The sequence below is a fragment of the Streptomyces sp. P17 genome (genome assembly GCF_032436805.1).
In the GTDB taxonomy this organism is placed as follows: Bacteria; Actinomycetota; Actinomycetes; order Streptomycetales; family Streptomycetaceae; genus Streptomyces.
Genome location: NZ_JAVRBF010001540.1, coordinates 1 through 233, shown reverse-complemented (window position 1 = coordinate 233; position 233 = coordinate 1). Strand labels below are relative to the sequence as shown.

General features: G+C 75.1%; 1 protein-coding gene. It reads right to left on the bottom strand.

All coding sequences use genetic code 11. The features are described from left to right. On the bottom strand, window positions 1-199 hold a 199-nt coding region (locus RMT89_RS45615; protein WP_315889633.1), incomplete at its 3' end, for a glycoside hydrolase family 3 C-terminal domain-containing protein. Window positions 200-233: the final 34 nt, after the last annotated feature.

The following is a 233-nucleotide window of genomic DNA, read 5'->3' as shown; positions in this document are numbered from 1 at the left end:
CGTCTCCCACCCGGTCGTCGTCGTGCCAGCCGAGCGCACCCGCGTCCGCGAGCAACGAGACCGGCAGGTGGCCGATGGCCGGGCGGTCGCCGGCCAGCACCTCGGTGATGGCGCGAGCGCCGTGCGGGCCCGGGTACCAGGCCACCAGGAGGTCGTCGCACAGGTCGGCCGCTCGAGTGAGCACATGCGGGCGTCCCATGACGGCCACGCCGATGAGGCGCCTCGGGTTGCGG